We start from the raw sequence: 16,916 nt of genomic DNA, 5'->3' as shown, positions 1-16,916 counted from the left end.
TCTAGTTCCTGTAGACCAGCCCCTGCGGATCGATCTCCGGCTTGCGGCCGGCGACGATGTCGGCGAGGAATTTTCCCGAACCGCAGGCCATCGTCCAGCCGACATGGCCGTGGCCGGTGTCGAGATAAAGATTTGTGTAGCGCGCCAGGCCGATGACCGGCACGGAGTTCGGCATCATTGGCCTGAGGCCCGCCCAAAGCTCCGCCTTCTTCTCGTCGAAGGCGCCGGGAAACAGATCCTTGCCGGTCCTGAACATGGCGGCGAAGTCGCGCGGGCGGAAGCTGCGGTCGAAGCCGGTGAACTCGGCGGTCGAGGCAAGCCGCAGCCGGTTGCCGAGCCGCGAGTAGCCGATCAGCTGGTCCTCGTCGGCGCCGCCCATGGTCGGCCCCTTGCTCTCGTCCTCGAGCGGGATGGTCGCGGTGTAGCCCTTCACCGGATAGACCGGCAGGTCGATGCCGTAGCGGCGGCCGAGCAGGCCGCTTTCCGGCCCCATGGCGATGACCACCGCGTCGCCGGCGACCGGGCCGGCAGAAGTCATCACCGCGCGCACGCGGTCGCCCTCGATGTCGAGGCCCTCGACGGTCGTGCCGAAAAGGAATTTGACGCCAAGCTTTTCAGCAGAATAAGCGGCGAGCTTTTCCACGAACTGCCTGGAATCGCCGGTCTGGTCGATCGGCGAATAGACGCCGCCGGCGATCTTGTCCCTGGCGCCGGCGAGGCCGGGTTCCAGCTCGATCAGCCGGTCGCGGCCGACGATCTCGATCGGCAGGCCATGTTCGGCCAGGTAGCGGTAATTGTCGGTGCCGGTGTCGAGACTGTGCTGCGAGCGGAAGAAATAGAGGATGCCCTTCTTGCGCTCATCATAGTGGATGCCAGTCGCTTCGGAGAGCGAATTGATGCAGTCGCGCGAATAGAGCGCCAGGCGCAACTTGACCTGGCTGTTGGCGCGCAAGCGCGCCACCGTGCACTGGCGCAGGAAGCGCAGGCTCCAGGCGAGGAAATAGGGATCGAAGCGCAGCCGGACCTTGATGCCGAGATCGTGGTTCCAGAGCGCACGCAGGAAGGTCTTTAGCGCGGCCGGCGAGGCCCAGGCGGTGGCGTCGCCGGGCGAGACAAGGCCGGCATTCGACTGGCTGGTGCCGCGCGCCGCCGTCTGGTGGCGCTCGATCACCGTCACCTCATGGCCGTCGCTCGCCAGGTAATAGGCGGCCGCCGTGCCAACGACGCCGGCCCCGAGCACCAAAACCTTCATGCCGCCCCCCAGACAAATATGCGGAGCGCCTCCACGCCTCCGATGCCTTCAATAGCGCGTCTCGGGGTGCGGGACGAGCCCTTGTGATTGCAGAGGGCCGCGCCGCCCCTCATCCGCCTGCCGGCACCTTCTCCCCGTATAGTGACGGGGAGAAGGTGGCTTGCCGCGGCGCCGGCGCCTTCCCTGCAGCGTTGGCGATTGGCGAAATCATTGGTGACAGCGCCCCTCTCCCCGTCACTATACGGGGAGAGGATGCCGGCAGGCAGGTGAGGGGCAGCGCTGGCGGACCGAAATGTAATTCGGCCCTGGCAAAAGCACCCCTATCCCCTCGCCGAATTCTTCCCCGTCAAAATCCGTTCCCAGGCCAGCGCGTCGGCAACGATCCGATCGAGATCGTCGCGCTGCGGCGTCCAACCAAGCTCAGCGCGGGCAAGCTCGGAATTGGCGACAATGGCGGCGGCGTCGCCCGGGCGGCGATCGCCCATCTTGACCTCGAAATCACGGCCGAAGGCGCGGCGCACGCTGTCGATGACTTGCAGCACCGAGTAGCCGTGGCTGTAGCCGCAATTGGCGACAAGGCTCTCGCCGCCGGCGCGCAGCCGCTGCAGCGCCAGCCGGTGCGCCGCCGCCAGGTCGCTGACATGGATGTAATCGCGGATGCAGGTGCCGTCCGGCGTCGGATAATCGGTGCCGAACACCTGCATGAGGGGGCGCTTGCCGAGCGCGGTCTCGCAGGCGACCTTGATCAGATGCGTGGCGCCGGGCGTCGACTGTCCGGTACGGCCCTTGGGGTCGGCGCCGGCGACGTTGAAATAGCGCAGCGCCGTGTAGCGGATATCATGCGCGTTCGCCGCGTCGCGCAACATCCATTCGCTCATCAGCTTGGACAGGCCATAGGGCGAAACCGGCGCCAGCCGCGCATCCTCGCGCACCGGCTCCAGCCCGGCGCCGCCATAGACGGCGGCGGTGGAGGAGAAGATGAAATGCGGCACGCCCTCGCGCACCGCGGTCTCGATCAGCGTGCGCGTCTTGGAAGTGTTGTTCTCATAGTAGCCGAGGGGGTCGGCGACCGATTGGGGCACCACGATCGAGCCGGCGAAATGGATAATGGCGTCGACCTTGTAGTCCCTGATGATCTGGCCGACCAGTTCACGATCGCCGACATCGCCAACGAGGAGCTTGGCCTCCGGCGCCACCGCCCATTCGAAACCGGTCGAAAGCCGGTCGAGAACGACGACGCTCTCGCCCGCGTCCAGGAGCTCCCAGACCATATGGCTGCCGATATAACCGGCACCGCCCGTCACCAAAACCGCCATCCGTATCCTCGCTGATCAAGATTTATTGGAAACTGTCTCAAGGCCGCCTTACTGGAAAGCGCGCCGCAAGGCGAATAAAACTCCAGTGTCAAATGCGTAACAGTCGCCGGAGCCCAAGGCATCGTACTGAAACAAAGTTGATCCACATCAAGGGAATAGGCCACGATCCGTGGTCGTTAGAAACAGGCTCGGGGCGTGGCATTTTGACCGGACGCGGCCGGTGGACGCCGAATTGGGCAGTGACTATGATCCGGCGCAAAATTGGGAAGGCGACATGAACTACCAGCGGTTCTTCGAGGAAGCGATCGACCAGCTCCACGCGGAGCGGCGCTACCGCGTCTTCGCCGACCTCGAACGCATCGTCGGCAAGTTTCCGCGCGCGATCTGGCGCTCCAACGGCCGCGCCCAGGAAATCACCGTCTGGTGCTCCAACGACTATCTCGGCATGGGCCAGCATCCGGACGTCATCGCCGCCTTCCAGAAGGCGGCCGGCAAGATGGGCTCGGGCGCCGGCGGCACCCGCAACATCTCCGGCACCAGCAACCCGCTGGTCGAGCTCGAACTGGAGCTGGCGGACCTGCACGACAAGGAAGCAGCGCTGGTCTTCACCTCCGGCTTCGTTTCCAACGAGGCCTCGATCTCGACCATCGCGCGGCTGCTGCCCAACTGCCTGATCATCTCGGATGAGCTCAACCACGCCTCAATGATCGAGGGCGTGCGCCGTTCGGGTGCCGAAAAGAAGATCTTCCGCCACAATGACATCGCGCATCTAGAAAGCCTGCTGCAGGCGGCGGGACGCGAGCGCGCCAAGCTGATCGTGTTCGAGAGCGTCTATTCGATGGACGGCGACATCGCGCCCATCAAGCAGATCGTCGACCTCGCCGAGCGCTACAACGCCATGACCTATATCGACGAGGTCCATGCCGTCGGCATGTACGGTGCGCGCGGCGGCGGCATCACCGAGCGCGAGGGGCTGGCCGACCGTATCGACATCATCGAGGGCACGCTTGCCAAGGCCTTCGGCACGCTCGGCGGCTATATCACCGGCACCAGCGCTGTGATCGACGCCGTGCGCTCCTACGCGCCGGGCTTCATCTTCACCACGGCGCTGCCGCCGGCTGTCGCCGCCGCCGCCACCACCTCGATCCGGCATCTCAAGCGCTCGCAGGCCGAGCGCGAGGCGCAGCAGCGTCAGGCGTCGCGGACCAAGGAAGTGCTTGCCGCCGCCGGCCTGCCGGTGATGGAATCGCCCACCCACATCGTGCCGGTGCTGGTCGGCGATCCCGAGCTCTGCAAGATGGCCAGCGACCGCCTGCTCGGCGTGCACGGCATCTATATCCAGCCGATCAACTACCCGACGGTGCCGCGCGGCACCGAGCGGCTACGCATTACGCCGACGCCGTTCCATTCGGACGCGCTGATCGCCGAATTGCAGGACGCATTGGTCGAGACCTGGGACGCGCTCGGCATCCCCTACGCCTCGACAGGACGGCCGGCCGTCGCCAAGACCGACCGGATCATTCCCCTGCTGGTGCCGAAGTCGGGCGGGTGACCTGCTGGTGGTTTGTGGGCGGTGATGGGTAACAGGTCCTGCCAATCATAGAACGCTGGCGCTGCCCCTCATTGTCCTGCCGGACATTTCTCCCCGTGAAGAACGGGGAGAAAAGCGCTGGCGTTGATGGTTTCGCCACTTGGCGCGTCGCAGAAAAGAGCGGCGAGGTTGCGGCCCTCCCTTCTCCCCGTCCTTCACGGGGAGAAGGTGCCGGCAGGTGGATGAGGGGCGGCACCGCCCTTCGAAAGTAAGCCGTTCAGGCAAGAACTTGCCTGACCCACAATCCAGCCTTGCTCAAATCGTCGTCATCCACTTCGCCAGGCGATGCGCCGCTTCCTCGAGTTGGTCGAGGCGGCGGTGGAAGCATAGCCTGAGGAAGGCCTCACCGCCTGGGCCGAAGGCGGTGCCGGGCGCCAGGCCGACATTGGCATGGTCGACGATGTCGAAGGCGGCAGTTCGGGAATCGGTGATGCCGTCGACGGTGAAGAACAGGTAGAAGGCGCCCTGCGGCACGGTGAAGCGCGCCTTGCCGGTCGCGCCCAGAATGCCGCAGACCAGGTCGCGCGCCGCGTGCGCACGCTCGACCTGTTCGACGATGAAGGCATCCCCCTCGTCGAGGGCGGCGACGGCGCCGCGCTGCATGAACTGGGCGACACCCGAGGTCGAATACTGGATCAGGTTCTCGAACACCTGCTGCAAGGCGGGATGGGTCTTGATCCAGCCGACGCGCCAGCCGGTCATCGCCCAGTTCTTGGAGAAGCTGTTGACGAACAGGATGCGGTCTTCTGCCGTCGCGATGTCGAGGAAGGACGGGGCGCGGCCGCGTCCATAGTGGAAATGCGAGTAGATCTCGTCGGCGATGATCCAGACGCCACTTTGGCGGGCAAGGTCGAGGATCGCCTGCAGCGTTTCCCTGTCGGCGGTCCAGCCGGTCGGGTTGGACGGCGTGTTGACGAACAGCGCCTTGGTGCGCGGCGTGATCGCCGCGGCGATCTTGTCGACATCGCAGGACCAGCCATTGCCGGACGGATCGAGCGTAACCGCGACCGGAACGGCGCCCGCCACACCGGCCGCGGCGGCGAAATTCGGCCAGGCCGGCGACAGATAGATCACCTCGTCGCCCTGGCCGGCAAGCGCGTCGATCGCCAGCTGGATGGCGTGCATGCCCGACGCGGTGACGATGAATTCCTCCTCGGCGAAGCTCCTGGCGAAATGCCGGCCATAGTAGCGGGCAAGCGCCTGCCTGAGCTCCGGAATGCCCTTCTGCCAGGTGTAGAAGGTCTCGCCGGCGGCGAGCCCACGGGCGGCGGCATCGCTGATGAAGGAAGGCGTCGGCAGATCGCCCTCGCCGGCCCAAAGCGGGATCATGCCGTCGCGCAGCCGGCCATGGTTGATCACGGCGACGATGCCGCTTTCGGGCGCAGCGCGCGCCTCGGCGCGCAAGGTCTGGATCAGGGTCATGCAAAAATCCGCTTGGTTTGCCGACAGCTAGCGTGTTTTACGACGGCCGCAAACAGAAAACCCCGGCCGCGAGCGGCCGGGGTTTTGGTCCAGAAATCCGCTGCGCGCTATTTCCTGGCGAGGAGATCGCGAATTTCGGTAAGCAGCGCGATATCGGCGGGCGGCGGCGCCGCAGGTGCTGCAGGCTTCTCGCGCTCGAGCCGCTTGCGCATGCCGTTCACTGCCTTGACCATCAGGAAGATGATGAAGGCAAGGATGAGGAAGTTCAGTACCGCGGTGATGAAGCTGCCATACGCAAAAACGGCGCCCTCCTTCTTGGCGTCGGCCAGCGCGGGCGAATGGACGTTCGAGGACAGTCCGAAGAAGTAGTTGTTGAAGTCCAGCCCGCCGAAGATCGCACCGACGATCGGCATGATGACGTCGTCGACCAGCGAAGTGACGATCTTGCCGAAGGCGGCGCCGATGATGACACCGACGGCCAAGTCCATGACATTGCCCTTGGAAATGAATTCCTGGAATTCTTTCAGCATTCGACCCTCCTTGCCGTGGCCACGCTGCCGTCCCCAGCTTCCACTCGGCGCCGGCCCTCGCTTAGCATAACAAAAACCCCCGGTTGCAAAACGGGAAAAAGGGCCAGGGCACCGCTTTCTGCTGGCCGCCCGCGGCCATTGCCCTCCGCCGCTATGCGCCGAAAGCCGCGATGGACTCGACCTCGAAGCTGTGATTGCGTCTGGCATGGGCCGACGCGAGACCGGCCAGGGAGGAGGTTCGAACCGTGCAGGGCTGGTTCATCGTCATCATCGCGATCGCCTATGTGACGCTGCTCTTTGCCATAGCGAGCATCGGCGACCGGCGCGCTGCGGCGGCCGGGCTCGGCCGGGCGCGACCCTTCATCTATGCGCTCAGCCTTGCCATCTACTGCACCTCCTGGACCTTCTTCGGCTCGGTCGGCCTGTCCTCCGAGCGCGGCCTGGAATTCCTCGGCATCTACACCGGCCCGGTGCTGGTGTTCGTGTTCGGCTTTCCGCTGCTCAACCGCCTAGTCAGGTTGGCAAAGACCGAGAAGATCACCTCCGTCGCCGACTTTCTCGGCGCCCGCTACGGCAAGAGTTTTACCGTCGCGGCGATCGCCACGCTGATCGCGACCATCGGCGCCGTGCCCTACATCGCGCTGCAATTGAAGGCGATCTCCGGCTCGGTCAGCCTGATGGTCGAGCATTACACCGGCTCGCCGCCCTCTTTCGATCCTTTTGTGAGCGACATCTCGCTGGTGGTGGCGATGCTGCTGGCGCTGTTCGCGGTGCTGTTCGGCACCCGCCATGCCGACGCCACGGAGCATCAGGACGGGCTGGTGCTGGCGGTTGCGGTGGAAACCGTGGTCAAGCTCGCCGCCTTCCTCGCCATAGGCCTGATGGTGACGTTCCTGATCTTCGGCGGTCCCGGCGACATGTTCGACAAGCTTGCCGACAATGCACAGGCGCGTCAGGCGATGGGCTATGGCACCTCGCTGGCCACCTGGCTGGTGCTGACCTGCCTCAGCGGCTTTGCCATCCTGATGCTGCCGCGCCAGTTCTACGTCACCATCGTCGAGAACCGCAGCGAGGCGGAACTGCGCACCGCGACTTGGGTGTTCCCGCTTTACCTGGTGGCGATCAACCTGTTCGTGCTGCCGATCGCCTTCGCCGGCCTGGCGCTGGTGGGCGACAGGACCAGCAGCGACCTCTACGTCTTGTCGCTGCCCCTGTTCAGCGGCCATGATCTGCTGGCCATGGCCGCCTTCATCGGCGGCCTTTCGGCGGCGACCGCGATGGTCATCGTCGAGAGCGTGGCGCTGTCGATCATGATCTCCAACGACCTCGTCATTCCGCTGTTCGTGCGCCGCCTGCTCAGGACCTCGACCTCGGAAAACGAGGACTGGTCCACGCTGATCCTCAATGTGCGGCGCGGCGCGATCTTCATCATGTTGTTCATCGCCTTCCTCTATTATCGCGAAAGCACCAACAGCGCGCGGCTGTCCTCGATCGGCCTGATGTCGTTCGCGGCCATCGCGCAGTTTGCGCCGGCCCTTATCGGCGGGCTGATCTGGCGCGGCGCCAACGGCAGGGGGGCCGCGCTCGGCATGGTCGCCGGCATTCTGGTGTGGGCTTACACGCTGCTCCTGCCTTCGCTGGTGGGTTCCGACGCCGACATCATCGTCCACGGCCTGTTCGGTTTCGAAGCGCTTCGGCCGCAGGCGCTGTTCGGTACCGTCGCCGAGCCGCTGAACCATGGCGTGCTGTGGAGCCTGTCGATCAACGCGCTGTTCTTCGTGCTCGGCTCGCTCTCCCGCGCGTCGGTGCCGCTGGAGCGCATCCAGGCGGCGATCTTCGTCCCGCGTGAGGCCGTCCCGATGCCGAGCCTGCGCCGCTTCCGCACCGCCGTGACCGTCAACGACCTCAAGGACACGATCTCCCGCTATCTCGGCGTCGAGCGGACCGAGCGTTCCTTCCAGTCGTTCGAGAAGAACAACAGTGTGACGCTGCATGGCAACGAGCAGGCCAGCATGGATGTCATTCGTTTCTCGGAACAGCTTTTGGCGAGCGCCGTCGGCTCGTCCTCGGCGCGGCTGATCCTGTCGCTGCTGTTTCGCCGCAACGACCGCGATTCCAAGGACGCCTTCCGCCTGCTCGACGACGCCACCGAGGCGCTGCAGCACAATCGCGACCTGCTGCAGATCGCGCTCGACCAGATGGAGCAAGGTATCACCGTCTTCGACCGGGATTTCCGCCTCATCTGCTGGAACCGCCAGTACCGGGCGCTGTTCGGCCTGCCCGACGAAATGGGCCAGGTCGGCGTCTCGCTCGACCGGATCCTGCGCCACCTCGCCGAGCGCGGCGATATCGCGGCCGACCAGCGCGTGGCGATGCTCAACCGCCTGACCAGTTTTGCCGGCCCCTGGCAGATGGAACTGAAGACCAGCGGCCGCATCCTGGAACTGCGCTCCAACCCGATGCCGGACGGCGGCATCGTCGCCACCTATGCCGACATTTCCGGCCGCGTCGAACAGGACCTGGCGCTGAAGCGGGCCAATGAATCGCTGGAGCAGCGGGTGAAGACCCGCACCATCGAACTGACCCGCGTCAACGAGGAGCTGGCGCAGGCGCAGATGCTGGCCGAGGAGGCCAATCTCGGCAAGACGCGCTTCCTCGCCGCCGCCGGCCACGACATCCTGCAGCCGCTCAACGCCGCCCGGCTCTACTGCTCGTCGCTGATCGAGAAGGCCGGCAAGGGTCCCGCCGGCAAGGCCGCGGTCAACATCGAATCCTCGCTGGAGTCGGTCGAGACCATTTTGGGCGCCGTGCTCGACATTTCTCGCCTCGACGCAGGCGCCATGAAGCCCGACGACACCGCCTTCAGCCTCGACGGGCTGCTGCGCCAGATCGGCACCGACTTCCGGCCGATGGCCGCCGAAAAGAAGCTCGAACTCACCATCATGCCGTCGTCGCTCACCGTGGTGACGGACCGCAACCTGTTGCGCCGCCTGATCCAGAACCTGGTATCGAACGCGATCAAATACACCCGCCATGGCCGCATCCTGGTCGGCGTCAGGCGGCGGGGGTCGCTGGCCGAGATCCAAGTGATCGATACCGGCATCGGCATTGCCGGCGACAAGCTGAACACGGTGTTCCACGAATTCACCCGGCTGGACGAAGGCGCGCGCGAGGCCGAGGGGCTTGGCCTTGGCCTTTCGATCGTCGACCGTATCGCCAGGGTGCTGAGGCTGGAGATCCGCATCTTCTCCAATCCCGGCAAGGGCACCCGCTTCTCCGTCATCCTGCCGGTGGCCGCGGTCGCGGCGCCCCGGCGCGAGATCGAGAAGGCGCCGGCGCGCGCGGCCTCCTCGCTTGCCGGCCTCAAGGTGCTGTGCATCGACAACGATGCCCGCATCCTCGACGGCATGCGGCTCTTGCTCGAGGGTTGGGGATGCAGCGTCGAGACGGCCGCTGGCTCAGAGAATTTGGCGGCATCCGTTGGCCGCAAGCCCGATATCGTGCTGGCCGATTACCACCTCGACGGCGGCACCGGGCTCGACGTGATCGCGACGCTGCGAGCGCTTCACGGCCAGGACTTGCCGGCCGTGCTGGTCACGGCCGACCGATCGAGCGAAGTGCGCGCATCGGCAGGCCGGCTCGACGTGCCGGTGATCAACAAGCCGCTGAAGCCGGCCGTGCTGCGCTCGATGATGGCGCGGATCAGGCCGCTGGCTTCGGCGGCGGAATAGCCGCGCCTGCTTACAACACAGGCCGAGCCTGTCTCAGCGGTATCCAAGGCTTGCGATGTAGGCGCAGAACATGTCGGCCATGGCATCGGCGTAGGCTTCGATCTCCGCGTCGGTGCGCGGGCTTGCCGAAAAATCCTTTCCCGCCGCGCTCAACGTCATCGTGATCAGATCGCCGGCCAGGTCCTGGGTTGCTTGCGGGGTTCCGGGCAGAACTTCGCGCAGGAAGGCCTGGACGGTGCGCTCACCCGAGGCCCTTGCCTCGTGCGCCTCGGGCGCGTCGCGGTAGAGTGGGGCGGCGTCATTGAGTGCCACGCGCACGGCAGCTTCCTCGCACTCCGAGCGGATAAAGGCATGGACCAGCGTGCGCATCCGCTCCAGCGGCGGCCGCTTGTCGTCCTCCAATATCGTGCGCAGCAAACCGCCCGTCTGCCGCCATTCATCGCTCTGCAGCCTGAACAGCAGCGCGGCCTTGTTGGGGAAATATTGGTAAAGCGAGCCGACGCTCACGCCGGCCCTTTCTGCCACGCGCGTGGTGGTGAAGCGCTGGGCGCCCTCACTCGCCAGAACCTGAACAGCAGCCTCCAGGATCGCCGAAACAAGCTCCGTCGCGCGAGCCTGCTTGGGCTGCTTTCGCGAGGAAATAGAATGGCTTGAGCGTTCGGTCATGGCGCGGCCGGGTAATGCGAATTGGAAACCTGAAGGATTATTCGTATTTTCAGCACAACACAAGAACACAGCCATTTTCGATTGGAGACTTCGATGATCACGCTCACAAACGCCCCGCTTGCACCCCTGCTCGCCCGCCTGTTCAAGGAAGCCGAGACCGCAACCAGCCCGGCAATGGCCGGCATCTCGCACGACGAGCGGGAACGCCTGCTGCGCAGCAAGACCGAGTATGTCGATCTCTACGGGCGGCTGAGGGATTTGTGGCTCGCTGTTTCGCCGGAAACCGGCACGCTGCTTTATATGCTGGCACGCAGCAGCGGCGCGCGCGTCATCATCGAGTTCGGCACCTCGTTCGGCATCTCGACGCTCTATCTTGCCGCGGCGCTCAGGGACAATGGCGGCGGCCGCCTGATCACCACCGAGTTCGAGCCGTCCAAGGTGGTCCGCGCCAAGGCCAATCTGACGGAAGGCGGCCTCATCGACCTGGTGGAAATCCGCGAGGGCGATGCGTTGCAGACGCTGAGCGCCGACCTGCCCGACGCGATAGACCTTCTATTGCTGGATGGCGCCAAGGCGCTCTATCCGGAAATCTTGAGCCTGGTCGAGAGTCGGTTGAAACCGGGCGCGCTGGTCATCGCCGACAATGCCGACCTCTCTCCCGAATATCTGGAGCGCGTGCGCTCGCCGGCATCGGGCTACATCTCCACCCCCTTCGGCGACGATGTCGAGCTGTCCGTGCGGCTCAGTTGAACAAGCCTCGCTACAAGCAGCTGATGCTGCTTCGACGGCAGGCGCCCGCCAATCAGCTCGCGGGCTGCAGCGGGTCGCCGCCGATCCGGGAAAGCTGGATCACCGCCTGGGTGCGGCTGTCGACGCCGAGCTTCTGCAGGATGGCCGAGACATGCGCCTTGATCGTCGCCTCGGAGACGCCGAGCTCATAGGCGATCTGCTTGTTGAGCAGGCCTTCGGCCAGCATGCCGAGCACACGCGTTTGCTGCGGCGTCAACGCCTGCAGGCGCTTGATCAGGTCAGAAATCTCGGGATCGCGCTCGACGCCGAGATCGATGCCGACGGGCGCGGCGATATCGCCGGCCAGCACCGCCTGCACGGCACCGCGGATTTCCTCCATGCTGGCCGATTTGGAGATGAAGCCGGAGGCGCCGAGGTCGAGTGCGCGGCGGATCGTCACCGGATCGTCATGCGCCGAGACCACGATCAGCGGCACGGCCGGATGAACGCCGCGCAGCGAGATTAGGCCGGACAGGCCGCTGGCGCCCGGCATCGACAGGTCGAGCAGCACCAGATCGATGTCTTCATTGGCCACGACCAGCGCCTTGGCGCTTTCGAAATCCCCAGCCTCGTGGATAGCGGCGACGTCACCGACGCCGACAAGCGCCGCTTTCAGCGCGCCGCGAAAAAGCGGATGATCGTCGGCGATGACGAAGGTGTAACCCGACGGCAAATAGTCCTCCCCAATCCCATGCTTGTCTGTTTTTACGGGATCTGGCCGATTATGCGGCGATATTGGCCGTTTTCAAGCGGCAAAGGCCGCGCGCGGGTTTTTCCCACGGCGGTTCAGTTTTGACGGAAACTCATTTGCGTTGGCGCAGCCAAGGTCGCGATCCGAGTTTTCCTGGACATTGCTCGGCCGCCCGGCCAGGCCGCGTACGGTCAGCCATCACTCCTCCGGCAAGCCCGCGAGTCGCATCTGTCCGATCCAGCGGTCGAGGCTTCCGGGGGCGGTCCATATCTTCTCCCACTCCCTGCGCTCCTTACTGATGGATTCGTCGGGAGTGTTCTGGAGGAAAACCGCAAGCGCTTCCTTTGCCTCTCGCTTGTTTCCCAGACAAGCGTGGATGCCCGCAAGCATTCGGTGTGCGCCGCTCGGGATTCTGGACATTTTCCGCATCGCCGCCAGCGCGGCCCCGCAATCGTTCTTTTCCCAGAGCGCCCAGCCCATCTGCCAGTTGAAATCGTCCGGGTAGAAGGGATCGATGCCCATGGCCTGCTTGATCCGATCGATCGCTTCGTCTGTATGGCCAACATAGAGCAGCAGATCCGTGCTGCGGACCAGGATATCCGAATTGCTGGGGTTCAGGGCGATTGCCTGATCGTACCGGGCAAGGGCCTGCTCGACCTCGCCGGCTTCGGTATGGATGCTGGCTCGGATATTATGCGCTTCAGCGTCATCAGGGGCGAGCAGGATGGCCTTGTCGGCGTATTCGGCCGCGCGCTTCAACGCCTCGTCACGGTCCTGTTCGTTCCAGCCGAACATCGCATCGTTGCGATAGGACCAGGCCAGCCCGATATAGCCGAACTGCGAGTTCGGATCCTCTTCGATCGCCTTGAGGTTCAGTTGCCGATACAGTTCGTTCCTCGCGGCCGAGAAATCCTCTCGGATCTTGGCAATCCCCATCAGGTGATAGTGCAGCGCGCTGACCTTGGCGGCACCGCTCTGTGGCAGGGGGCGCTCGATCCTCCGTCCAACCCGATCCGCAAGCGTGCGGATGATCTTCTCCTGGACGACGAAAAGATCGCCAATCTCCCCGTTGTAGGTGTTGGCCCAGACAAGCGATCCGTCATGCGCATCCAACAACTGGGCGGCCACTTTCAGTCGGTCTCCGATCTTCTGCTGGCTCCCTTCCAGCAGGTAGTCGACGCCGAGTTCATCGCCAATCTGCCTGGTGTCGGTGGGCTTCCCTCGGTACCTGAAACTCGAGTTCCGGGCGATGACGGCATAGGTCTTGCTCCGCGCAAGTTCGGTGATGATCCCCTCGGCGACGGCATCGCTGAGATATCCCTTGTCCGCTCCGGCACTGAAGTCGTCGAAGGGAAGGATCGCAATTCTCGGCATGTCGCTCGATCGAACCGGAGCGGCTCGCCATGCTTCCGCGCCGTAGTATGCGCCGATCGCCGCCGCGACGAGAACGATCGCAGCAAGGATGACCCCGCGTCGCGAAAGACGTGTCTTGGCTCGCTCCTTGACGGCCGCGGCGTCTAGGTCGGTTGCATCCGACGGATGGGCATTCAGCCGGTAGCCTCTCCTGGGGAGGGTTTCCACGATCGCATGCGCGTCGTCCGCCAATGCGCGGCGGATATCGGCAATGCATTGGATAAGGCTGTCGTCGGTCACGAAGGTATCGGGCCAAATCGCCTGCATCAGCGCATCCTTGGACACGATCTCGCCCGGTCGCGTCGCGAGCACGGAGAGCACCTCGGCGGACTGGCTGCGGAGATCGACCGCTTTGCCTTCGACCGTTCGGAGTTCGCTGTTTCTGGTCAGGAAAACAAAACCGCCAAACGTGATCGTTTCGGCAGGTTTCGGGTCAATTTCAGGAGCCTTTCGGGACATTTCACCCACCTGGCGCGCTTCCTAACCCTAGCCCATTCGACCGTCGCTTCCAAGCGATCCCAGCAGCACCGGATGGGACGGAGAGCGACATGGATCGCACCAAGCTCATCATCGCGCTCGCTCTTCTTTTGGCAGCGCAAACGGCTGCAAAAGCGGATTCCGCATCGCGAAATTCTGCAGCCCTGACCAAGGGAGACTAGGAGATAGCGATGGAACGGTTTCTTTTAATTACCCTTCTGTTAAATTTTGACGGCACTGTAGTAGTCGGCAATCATGAAAATGGTTTCCCGCCCAAGGTGTTAGTTTCAGAGGACGAGTGCAAATACCTGAAACGCCAATATGAATTTTCCACTCCTCCTGTCGGTCTTAAATATCTCTCAACCGCTTACATTTGTGAGAGGAAATATATGGCCATCGCTTCTGTGTACGATGCTAAGTGACGTCGCAAGCCCGGCGGTTAATACATCGCCAGCCGCAAGGAGTATGTCTATGAAGGCGACCCCGGCGTCATGCGGACTACGAGCGACGAGTTCTATCTCTGCACCCGACCGGCCGCTCCACGGTATGGACACGACCAAGCGCTATTGTTGATGCAGGAACGTATCGTGAAGTAGCTCTTCGTCCCAGTCGTTCGTCGCGACACACGCGAACCATCCTGAGATGCCCAACCCTAGCGCCGGATCCAGATTTCAGGTCGAACCGACCTGCATGCTTCCATTCTCACCCGTGCGCCCTCGGGCTGATGACGCCAGCCTTGAGAGGCGCCACGCGTAGGGGCCATTCAGTCGAAGGTCTGCAAATCATCCTTTTGCGGACACAAGGCGCGTCGCTGAAACGGATTCAGGCGAAGCGCTTTGGAGTTCAGGTCTTTTGCTGGTTGAGCCTGGCGCCGTCGTCGCCGCTCTCCTTGTCCATGTCCTTGACGATGTCCTTGAACGTCCGGAAGAACTGCTCCATGTAGCCCATCGTCTTGTTGAAATCCTCTTCGCTCGGCAGTTGCGATTCGAGCCGGGCGGAAAGCGAGTTCTCAAGCTTGGCGACACGCTCGTCCAACGCCTTGACCGAGGCCTGCAACTTGTCGATCTCGTCCTGGTAGGCGGCGCGTTCGTCGGCGGCCGTCTTGCAGACGAGCTGGCCTGAGCGCTCCTCGCAGATCGACATGGCGCCGGTCTGGGTGTCCATGCGGACATAGCCGTTGGCCGACTTTTCCAGCCGGTAGCGGTCGGTTTCCTCGGAAAAGGCCGACGCGGCGACCAGCGAGAAAAGTGCCGCGGGGATCAGTATATGCTGCGGACGCATGTTGTCCTCCATGAGCCAGTAGGCGCACTCTACCATAGGTTTGCGCCGGAAGTGGGGAAGAGTGGTTCCTTGCCTCGACGCAGGCTCCCGCCGGAAAAGCCGTGCAACATCTTTCCGGACCTTGCCTGCACCCTTTCCCGCGCGGTTCGTTCGGACTATAGCGCAGCCATGTCTCAGTTTATCTACAAGATCGCGCCCGAAGCGCTCTGGCGCGAGGCCGAGAGAAGCGGCCGCTTCACCGGCGCGCCGATCGACATCGCCGACGGCTTCATCCATTTCTCGACCGCCGATCAGGTGCGGGAGACGGCGGCGAAGCATTTTGCCGGCCAGACCGGCCTGCTGCTTGTCGCCATCGATGGCGAGCGCCTCGGCGAAGCGCTGAAATACGAGGTGTCGCGCGGCGGCGCGCTGTTCCCGCATCTCTATGCGCCGCTCGATCTCTCGGCAGTGCTTTGGGTCCGCCCCTTGCCGCTCGGTGCCGACGGCCGGCACGAGTTTCCCGCGCTGGAGGCCGAATGAGCGTGCTCGACCGGATCGGCCAAAAGGTTCTGTTCACGCTCGATCCGGAAACGGCGCATGGCCTGTCGATCGCCGCGTTGAGATGTGGCCTGCCGGTCACCTCGCGCCCGCCGCGCGACGAGCGGCTGAAGCTGCGCGTCGCAGGCCTCGATTTCCCGAACCCGCTCGGCATGGCGGCGGGCTACGACAAGAATGCCGAAGTGCCGGACGCGCTGCTCGGCCTCTGCTTCGGCTTCGCCGAGGTCGGCACCGTCACGCCGCTGGCGCAGACGGGCAATCCGAAGCCGCGCATCTTCCGGCTGACGGCCGACGAAGCGGTTATCAACCGGCTGGGCTTCAACAATGAGGGCCATGAGGCGGCCGAGAAGCGCCTTGCAGCCCGAAAGGGTCGCCTTGGCATCGTCGGCGTCAACATCGGCGCCAACAAGGACAGCGCCGACCGCATCGCTGACTATGAGCGCGGCGTCGCCCGCTTCGCGCCCCATGCCACATATCTCACGGTCAACATCTCCTCGCCGAACACGCCGGGCCTGCGCAACATGCAGGCGCGCGAGCAGCTCGGCGAGCTTCTGTCGCGCGTCATGGCGGCGCGGGCGTCGGCTGCGGCAACGCCGCCGGTCTTCCTCAAGATCGCGCCGGATCTGGTCGAAGCGGAACTGGAAGACATCGCCGCCGAGGTCGCCGAGAAAAGGATCGACGGCGTCATCGTCTCGAACACCACGCTGGCGCGGACGGGGCTGCGGAGCGCGACCGTCGCCGGCGAGGCCGGCGGGCTGTCCGGCAAGCCGCTGTTCGAGCGCTCGACCGCTGTCCTTGCACGCATGCGCAAGCTCGTCGGTCCCGAGATGGCGATCATCGGCGTCGGGGGCGTCGATTCCACGGAGACAGCGCTGGAAAAGATCCGCGCCGGCGCCGATCTGGTGCAGCTCTATACCGGCATGATCTATGCCGGGCCTTCACTGCCGGGGCGCATCGTTGCCGGCATGGCGCGGTTTGTGGAGCGCGAAGGACTGAGTTCGCTGCGCGAGTTGCGCGACAGCCGCCTGGATCATTGGGCCGTCAAGGCTTATTAGAAGGCCATGGCGCTACCCGTGCGCCCACACCTTTATGTCATCTCTCATCGCGTTGCCCTTCCGCGTTCAGGCTGCCGGATTCATCCATACGATCTCCCAAACATAGCCATCTGGGTCTTCAATGTGGCGGTTATACATTAAGCCAAAATCCTGTGCCGGGGTGGG

General features: G+C 64.2%; 14 protein-coding genes and 1 pseudogene. 6 read left to right on the top strand and 9 right to left on the bottom strand.

What is annotated here, in order from left to right; genetic code table 11:
- Position 1: 1 nt before the first annotated feature.
- Together EN738_RS03245 and galE are read right to left on the bottom strand one after the other, a co-directional pair.
- Positions 2-1,252, bottom strand: coding sequence for a D-amino acid dehydrogenase (locus EN738_RS03245; protein WP_127282427.1), 1,251 nt, complete (start codon positions 1,250-1,252; stop codon positions 2-4).
- A gap of 320 nt (positions 1,253-1,572) precedes the next feature.
- Positions 1,573-2,568, bottom strand: coding sequence for a UDP-glucose 4-epimerase GalE (gene galE / locus EN738_RS03235; RefSeq protein WP_127282426.1), 996 nt, complete (start codon positions 2,566-2,568; stop codon positions 1,573-1,575).
- 274 nt (positions 2,569-2,842) lie between these two features.
- Between galE and hemA the strand changes: the two genes are divergently transcribed.
- The gene (gene hemA, locus EN738_RS03230; RefSeq protein ID WP_127282444.1) at positions 2,843-4,120 is read left to right on the top strand and encodes a 5-aminolevulinate synthase; all 1,278 of its coding nucleotides are present in this window, start codon (positions 2,843-2,845) and stop codon (positions 4,118-4,120) included.
- A 294-nt stretch (positions 4,121-4,414) separates the two neighbouring features.
- On the opposite strand, the gene EN738_RS03220 is transcribed toward hemA, so the two are convergent.
- Entirely contained in the window at positions 4,415-5,581 is a 1,167-nt protein-coding gene (locus tag EN738_RS03220; RefSeq protein WP_127282425.1) for a pyridoxal phosphate-dependent aminotransferase, read from the bottom strand.
- A gap of 107 nt (positions 5,582-5,688) precedes the next feature.
- On the bottom strand, positions 5,689-6,111 hold the full coding sequence (mscL, locus tag EN738_RS03215) for a large conductance mechanosensitive channel protein MscL (protein WP_127282424.1): 423 nt from the start codon (positions 6,109-6,111) through the stop codon (positions 5,689-5,691).
- A gap of 245 nt (positions 6,112-6,356) precedes the next feature.
- On the opposite strand from mscL, the gene EN738_RS03210 reads away from it, so the two are divergent.
- Positions 6,357-9,842: a PAS domain-containing hybrid sensor histidine kinase/response regulator gene (locus EN738_RS03210; protein WP_127282423.1), complete on the top strand. Its 3,486-nt coding sequence runs from the start codon at positions 6,357-6,359 to the stop codon at positions 9,840-9,842.
- 33 nt (positions 9,843-9,875) lie between these two features.
- On the opposite strand, the gene EN738_RS03205 is transcribed toward EN738_RS03210, so the two are convergent.
- Positions 9,876-10,508 (bottom strand): TetR family transcriptional regulator, encoded by a 633-nt coding sequence (locus EN738_RS03205; RefSeq protein WP_127282443.1) that lies wholly within the window; start codon positions 10,506-10,508, stop codon positions 9,876-9,878.
- Positions 10,509-10,601: 93 nt separating this feature from the next.
- Between EN738_RS03205 and EN738_RS03200 the strand changes: the two genes are divergently transcribed.
- On the top strand, positions 10,602-11,258 hold the full coding sequence (locus tag EN738_RS03200; protein WP_127282422.1) for an O-methyltransferase: 657 nt from the start codon (positions 10,602-10,604) through the stop codon (positions 11,256-11,258).
- A gap of 52 nt (positions 11,259-11,310) precedes the next feature.
- On the opposite strand, the gene EN738_RS03195 is transcribed toward EN738_RS03200, so the two are convergent.
- Complete coding sequence (locus EN738_RS03195) at positions 11,311-11,970, bottom strand: response regulator transcription factor (protein ID WP_127282421.1); 660 nt, start codon at positions 11,968-11,970, stop codon at positions 11,311-11,313.
- 216 nt (positions 11,971-12,186) lie between these two features.
- A complete protein-coding gene (locus EN738_RS03190; RefSeq protein ID WP_245494332.1) occupies positions 12,187-13,860 on the bottom strand; it encodes a winged helix-turn-helix domain-containing protein in 1,674 nt (557 codons plus the stop codon).
- A gap of 209 nt (positions 13,861-14,069) precedes the next feature.
- Between EN738_RS03190 and EN738_RS03185 the strand changes: the two genes are divergently transcribed.
- Positions 14,070-14,300, top strand: coding sequence for a hypothetical protein (locus tag EN738_RS03185; protein ID WP_127282419.1), 231 nt, complete (start codon positions 14,070-14,072; stop codon positions 14,298-14,300).
- A gap of 421 nt (positions 14,301-14,721) precedes the next feature.
- Here EN738_RS03185 and EN738_RS03180 read toward each other — a convergent pair whose 3' ends face one another.
- On the bottom strand, positions 14,722-15,159 hold the full coding sequence (locus EN738_RS03180; protein ID WP_127282418.1) for a hypothetical protein: 438 nt from the start codon (positions 15,157-15,159) through the stop codon (positions 14,722-14,724).
- 168 nt (positions 15,160-15,327) lie between these two features.
- Between EN738_RS03180 and EN738_RS03175 the strand changes: the two genes are divergently transcribed.
- Together EN738_RS03175 and EN738_RS03170 are read left to right on the top strand one after the other, a co-directional pair.
- Positions 15,328-15,678 carry a DUF952 domain-containing protein gene (locus EN738_RS03175; protein WP_127282417.1) on the top strand — a complete coding sequence of 117 codons (351 nt, stop codon included), beginning with the start codon at positions 15,328-15,330 and terminating at the stop codon, positions 15,676-15,678.
- Complete coding sequence (locus EN738_RS03170; RefSeq protein WP_127282416.1) at positions 15,675-16,751, top strand: quinone-dependent dihydroorotate dehydrogenase; 1,077 nt, start codon at positions 15,675-15,677, stop codon at positions 16,749-16,751. The genes EN738_RS03175 and EN738_RS03170 overlap by 4 nt, the downstream gene beginning before the upstream one ends.
- Positions 16,752-16,817: 66 nt before the next feature.
- Here the strand turns inward: EN738_RS03170 and EN738_RS36100 are convergent.
- Positions 16,818-16,916: pseudogene (locus tag EN738_RS36100) on the bottom strand (lactoylglutathione lyase); the annotation flags it as partial.

The organism is Mesorhizobium sp. M4B.F.Ca.ET.017.02.2.1 (genome assembly GCF_003998955.1).
In the GTDB taxonomy this organism is placed as follows: Bacteria; Pseudomonadota; Alphaproteobacteria; order Rhizobiales; family Rhizobiaceae; genus Mesorhizobium; species Mesorhizobium abyssinicae.
This window is presented reverse-complemented; position numbering and strand designations above follow the sequence as displayed.

Bases quoted from the DNA above. Each gene is read 5' to 3' on its own strand.
- EN738_RS03245 (WP_127282427.1), bottom strand. From the start codon at position 1,252: ATGAAGGTTTTGGTGCTCGGGGCCGGCGTCGTTGGCACGGCGGCCGCC.
- galE (WP_127282426.1), bottom strand. From the start codon at position 2,568: ATGGCGGTTTTGGTGACGGGCGGTGCCGGTTATATCGGCAGCCATATG.
- hemA (WP_127282444.1), top strand. From the start codon at position 2,843: ATGAACTACCAGCGGTTCTTCGAGGAAGCGATCGACCAGCTCCACGCG.
- EN738_RS03220 (WP_127282425.1), bottom strand. From the start codon at position 5,581: ATGACCCTGATCCAGACCTTGCGCGCCGAGGCGCGCGCTGCGCCCGAA.
- mscL (WP_127282424.1), bottom strand. From the start codon at position 6,111: ATGCTGAAAGAATTCCAGGAATTCATTTCCAAGGGCAATGTCATGGAC.
- EN738_RS03205 (WP_127282443.1), bottom strand. From the start codon at position 10,508: ATGACCGAACGCTCAAGCCATTCTATTTCCTCGCGAAAGCAGCCCAAG.
- EN738_RS03200 (WP_127282422.1), top strand. From the start codon at position 10,602: ATGATCACGCTCACAAACGCCCCGCTTGCACCCCTGCTCGCCCGCCTG.
- EN738_RS03190 (WP_245494332.1), bottom strand. From the start codon at position 13,860: ATGTCCCGAAAGGCTCCTGAAATTGACCCGAAACCTGCCGAAACGATC.
- EN738_RS03185 (WP_127282419.1), top strand. From the start codon at position 14,070: ATGGAACGGTTTCTTTTAATTACCCTTCTGTTAAATTTTGACGGCACT.
- EN738_RS03180 (WP_127282418.1), bottom strand. From the start codon at position 15,159: ATGCGTCCGCAGCATATACTGATCCCCGCGGCACTTTTCTCGCTGGTC.
- EN738_RS03175 (WP_127282417.1), top strand. From the start codon at position 15,328: ATGTCTCAGTTTATCTACAAGATCGCGCCCGAAGCGCTCTGGCGCGAG.
- EN738_RS03170 (WP_127282416.1), top strand. From the start codon at position 15,675: ATGAGCGTGCTCGACCGGATCGGCCAAAAGGTTCTGTTCACGCTCGAT.